Source organism: Mucilaginibacter sp. (genome assembly GCF_036383575.1).
In the GTDB taxonomy this organism is placed as follows: Bacteria; Bacteroidota; Bacteroidia; order Sphingobacteriales; family Sphingobacteriaceae; genus Mucilaginibacter.
Genome location: NZ_DASVOB010000367.1, coordinates 1 through 5469 on the forward strand (window position 1 = coordinate 1; position 5469 = coordinate 5469).

A 5469-nucleotide genomic window follows, 5' to 3' on the forward strand; every position below is an offset into this window, starting at 1 on the left:
GGTAACGATAGTGAAACATCTTCTTCACTTTGCATCTTCGCTATGCCTTACGCAGAAGATGTTTCACTATCGTTCAGGATGACAGGGAGGTAACCTCAACTTACACCATCAGCTTATCCTTCAAATACCCCATGCTGGCAGTTATACTGGCAAAAGCATCTTTAGGCATGTCATGTTCAACAAAAAAGTGCTGCATCCCAGCTGATTTTGCGGCTGCAAAAATTGGTTTAAAATCAATGGTACCGCCACCCACTGGTTGTATATTCTGCCTGCTGGCATCCAAATCCTTCACGTGCCAAAGCGGGAAACGACCAGGGTGTTCTTTAAACATTTCAACCGGATTTTTGCCGGCCTTAACAGCCCAAGCCAAATCAAGCTCCATTTTTACATTATTGGCATCAGTTTCGCTTAGCAACAGATCATATGGCACTTTACCATCAACTGCATGAAACTCCATATCATGGTTATGGTATGCAAACTGGATGCCCACTTTTTTAGCAGCTTCTCCCGTTTTGTTCAGCACTTCAATAGTAGCTTTTATTTCCTCAAGTGTAGCCGTAGGCGAGTTAGCACAAACCAGGTATTTAACTCCTCCCTCAGCAACTTCATCCACCACTTGCTGCATATTATCGCGCAGGTTCAATACAGGAGGCAGCACCATCGGTTTACCATCGGCACCGACCGGCATTTTTGCTCCCGGAGGCAGTTTAAACGGAGCACCAAGCACATGGTGCGATGTCCAGCTCATGCCCAAATCGTTTACTGTTGCCTTAAATTCCTTTGGTTTCATGCCATAATAGCCGCCTTTTTTGCTAAAAGCCGATTCCATCTCCTTGTAGCCAATAGCTGCGATTTTGCTAAGCGTACCTTTTACATCTTCGTCAATAATGCCGAAAAAAGTAAACAATTGCAGCCCAACAGGATGATGTTCCATATTACTCAAAAAACTTGCCGCTTTACCCGATAGGGCCATGCCGCCAAGCACCAATGCACCGGTGCCTTTAATAAAATTTCTTCTGCTGTAATTCATGCTTGATATGGTTAATAATTAACTGGTACAGTAAAGCTAATTAATTAATGATGAGCAAAGAAATTTTATTGTGTCTTTTTTACACAATAGTTTTTTAAAACTCAAAGCTGTCAAAGGTGTGATGTGGAAAGGTTAAGACTAACATGTGAGAAATAGTTGTATTCGCTGGCGGGGGCCATAATAATTAGCTTACTGTAAGAGAGCGTTAATTAAAACCCAATAAATTGCACCAGAGGTGCAAAAGGTTTGTAGAAAGAAAATAAATCATTTTTTTAGTGTGCCAGAGGTACACAACTCAAACAGATTGGCAATTCGCGATCTTCGGGATATTGCTTTTTAAATAAGTATATGGGCGTTCCCGTTAGCTAACGGGCGGGCTATCCGCTCATACGCCTGCAGGCATTCCGCTCTTGGCCGGTATCCGCTACTATCCCTAACGCAAAAAACGGATCAAAATAATAAATTATCTATTATAAAGACATTGATCAAACAATTTCAGGCAAGCTGTTATGCACCATTGACGATACTATAAAAGTGATAATAGCAATGATTAGCCCAAACATAAACACATTATAGGCAGCCCTGAGCAGGCGGTATTTGCGGCCGAGAACTACGCCTTGCGTATGGATATCTTTAATGAGACTATCATACAGGTATTCTTTATCGTGCAGTACATTTTTCATACCGGCTGCAAAATCGTCAAGTTTCATGCGATAAAAATTGCCAAAAAATAACAGGTTAACTTTTTTATCCTCAATATCTTTGATACTGAACCGCCCTCTTGGTATCGACGGCCGGGTTGATAAAATAGCCAGGATCATAGTAGCCAGGCTAACAGTAAGCAACAAATACGATGGCAATACCAAAAACGAATTGTCCTTAAGCTTCCGCAGCAACAAACTAATAATAGCCGAAATGATAATAGAATTAACCGTGATCAGGATCTGTGCCTTGTTATCGGCCATATCACTCAGGCGCTGATCGGTGCTGGCGGTAACCTTCAGCAGGGTTTCAATACCTACATCTATATCTGCCACCTCGGCAGCTTTCTGCGGCAGCGTTTCCTGGTCTGTCATCGGTTTCATTTTATCCCTATAAATTTAGGGTATTTCGGGTTAATGTTTATAGCACAGTGCGGGATTATCACTTACACATATACCCTACTCCAAATACAAACAATTAGCTATCAATCCTGTCCAGCCGGTTTGATGGGCAGCACCCAACCCAAGACCAGTATCGCCATCAAAAAACTCATAAAACAGGATATGATCTTTAAAATGAGGATCGGCTTGCAGCTTTGAATTTCTGCCATACACCGGTCGCTCGCCATTTTCATTTTTCATAAACAGTTTGGAAACCCGGGCATAGAGTTCGTTAGCCACCTCCTTCAGGTTCATGAAATTACCAGAACCGGTTGGACATTCTATTTTAAACTCATCACCATAAAACATATGGAACCGGTGCAAACTATCAATGATCAGGTAATTGATCGGCATCCAGATTGGCCCACGCCAGTTACTATTGCCGCCAAAAAGACCGCTGTCACTCTCGCCGGGCACATAGGTAATGCCAAATTCAACACCATTGACCGAAACATGATAGGGATGTTTAAGGTGATACTTTGAAAGAGAACGGATCCCGTAATCACTCAAAAACTCGTTTTCATCCAACATGTATTTGAGCAATGATTTCATCCTGTAGCCGCGGAGCAAACTAATCAGGTGTTTACCATTATTGCCTTTCTCATTCCAACGCGAAACCAGCGATGCAAGATCGGGACGATTTTCGGCAAACCATTTCATGCGGTCTTTAAATACCGGGCTTTCCATAATGTCTTTTTCATCCAGCACTTCCGTAGCAAACAGCGGAATCAACCCTACTATGCTCCTCACCCGCATTTTTATGGAACCATCATCGGGGAAACGGATCTGATCGTAAAAAAAGCCATCCTCGTCATCCCAAAGGCCTTCACTATTCTCGCCCAGGTTTGACATGGCCCCTACAATGTAAATGAAATGCTCAAAAAACTTGGATGCAATATCGGCGTAGGCGTTATCAGTTTCTGTAAGTTCAGTAGCAATGCGCAGCAGGTTAAGTGAATACATGGCCATCCAACTGGTGCCGTCGGCCTGTTCCAGGTGCTGTCCTGAAGGCAAGTGCATATTACGGTCAAAAACACCGATATTATCCATCCCCAGGAAACCGCCCTCAAAAATATTATTCCCCAATTGGTCCTTACGGTTAACCCACCAGGTAAAATTGAGCATCAGCTTATGAAAAACCCGCTCCAGGAAATAGGTATCCCCCTTGCCGTTGTTGTTTTCCTTATCCGTTTTATAAACGTTCCATACAGCCATGGCATGTACAGGAGGGTTAACATCGCCAAAATCCCACTCATAGGCAGGCAGCTGTCCGTTCGGGTGCATATACCAATCGCGGGTGAGCAAGATCAGTTGATTTTTGGCAAAAGCCATATCAACAGTCGCCAGCGGCAAACAGTGAAAAGCCAGGTCCCAGGCAGCAAACCAGGGGTACTCCCATTTGTCGGGCATCGAGATAATATCCTTTGTATTCAGGTGTGTCCACTTGCTGTTGCGCGCCTTTAGTCGCTGAGCTGGCGGACGAGGCATCCCTTTATCGCCGCTAAGCCAATGGCGAACATCGGTATAAAAAAACTGCTTGTTCCATAGCATTCCGGCAAAGGCTTGCCGCTGAATAAGGCGGCGATCAGGGTTCATGGTAGCACCATGAATGTCATTATAAAACTGGTCAGCCTCCGTTTTGCGAACGTCAAAAACCTCGTCAAAATCCTCGAAACTATAATTGGCATCTTCAGACAGGCGCAGGCGTAAGGTTACGCTTTGCCCGGCCGGGATAGTCAAATCGTAGTTCACCGCCGCCTTGGTACCCATATTTTTAGGATTGACGGAATCCTCCCCACCAACAATATGATCATTTATACCGTCCTTATAGTACTTGCGACCGTCATCATAATTGTAAAGCCTGCGCGAGTTGGTTTCATTATCGCAGAACAGCAATTCGCCATTCCCCTCAGTATGCAACCACATCTGGCCAAGGTCTTTATGAAAAATGCTGATCACTTTATCTGATGAAGCCGACAGATCAGGCTTACGCGAATCATACCCCCAGCCCCAGGTATTGCGGAACCATAAAGTAGGCATCACGTTAACCAATGCCTCTTTATCTGCACGGTTATGGATGGTTATTTTTATCAGGATATCTTCCTGGGCGTTTTTAGCATATTCGGTAAAAACATCGAAGTATTCGTTATGATCAAAAATTCCGGTATCCATCAGCTCAAACTCCGGGTCCTGCCTGCCACGGCGCTTGTTTTCACTCACCAGCCAACTATAGGGAAATTCATTTTGAGGGTATTTGTACAGCGTTTTCATGTACGAATGTGTGGGCGTACTATCCAGGTAGTAGTACATCTCCTTTACATCCTCGCCATGATTACCTTCTGGATTACTGAGGCCGAAATAGCGCTCTTTAATAATAGGGTCTTTTTTGTTCCACAACGCAATTGCAAAGCAAAGATATTGCTGCCTGTCGCAAATACCGGCTATGCCTTCCTCGCCCCAGCGATAAGCTTTGCTGCGGGCCATATCATGGGTTATATAATTCCAGGCATCACCATTGGCACTGTAATCTTCACGCACGGTCCCCCACTGGCGGTCGCTCACGTAGGGTCCCCACTTTTTCCAACCTGTATCCTTTAACCTTGATTGTTCTGCATTCATAGTATAGATGGCAATTTACACTATCCCCTAATTAAAGGTAAGCGTTTTGCAAAGTAGATTTAATTAGGTAAAAATACGGCAACGTAAGGTTTGTTTTACCATATTATGAAGAATAAGCGAAAATGACGATGGGTCTATTGAATAGCGACAGGATAATGCCATCTTAAAACACTTTGCTTTCTGGTCGAAGTTTAGCAATAGCGTAACTTTGTCCAAGATAGGTTGTGTACCTCTGGCACACTAAGAAATTCTTTTATTTCATTTCTACAAACCTTTTGCACCTCTGGTGCAACCTATCAACCCCTTAACTTAATGACATTGGCCTGTAGCGGCACTATCCCTAACACAAAATTAATCTTTGTTATTCGCCCCATGAATGGAACATCGTCATCTGGGTTTTATTGGCATTGATCAAAATATAACCCTTTGCACTTATTGTTTCATCTTCCTCTACCCTCGTCCAACCCGAGTCAAACTCATATAATGTGCAACCACCATTAACACATCCCGAAAAGCTTAAATTGGCGTCGGTATTACCTCCATAAATAGCCAAATCTGCATTTTCCGGTGATTTATCACCGTCGTTTTTTATAGAGATATTTCTATCTGTAAGCGTATCAATAATTTCTGTATCCGATAACTTCCAGCCATTACTCTCTGCAAACCTGATTATATCTG

General features: G+C 43.4%; 4 protein-coding genes. All 4 read right to left on the reverse strand.

The features are described 5' to 3' along the window. Positions 1–100 precede the first annotated feature (100 nt). Entirely contained in the window at positions 101–1030 is a 930-nt protein-coding gene (locus VF500_RS12795) for a sugar phosphate isomerase/epimerase (protein ID WP_330860045.1), read from the reverse strand. 485 nt (positions 1031–1515) lie between these two features. Further along, complete coding sequence (locus VF500_RS12800; protein WP_330860046.1) at positions 1516–2115, reverse strand: Pycsar system effector family protein; 600 nt, start codon at positions 2113–2115, stop codon at positions 1516–1518. Positions 2116–2190: 75 nt separating this feature from the next. Next, positions 2191–4791 carry an MGH1-like glycoside hydrolase domain-containing protein gene (locus VF500_RS12805; RefSeq protein ID WP_330860047.1) on the reverse strand — a complete coding sequence of 867 codons (2601 nt, stop codon included), beginning with the start codon at positions 4789–4791 and terminating at the stop codon, positions 2191–2193. Between the two features lie 361 nt (positions 4792–5152). Further along, positions 5153–5469: hypothetical protein (locus VF500_RS12810; protein ID WP_330860048.1), on the reverse strand; the 317-nt coding region annotated here is incomplete at its 5' end.

Coding starts and splice junctions, on each gene's coding strand:
- VF500_RS12795 (WP_330860045.1), bottom strand. CDS start 1,030: ATGAATTACAGCAGAAGAAATTTTATTAAAGGCACCGGTGCATTGGTG.
- VF500_RS12800 (WP_330860046.1), bottom strand. CDS start 2,115: ATGAAACCGATGACAGACCAGGAAACGCTGCCGCAGAAAGCTGCCGAG.
- VF500_RS12805 (WP_330860047.1), bottom strand. CDS start 4,791: ATGAATGCAGAACAATCAAGGTTAAAGGATACAGGTTGGAAAAAGTGG.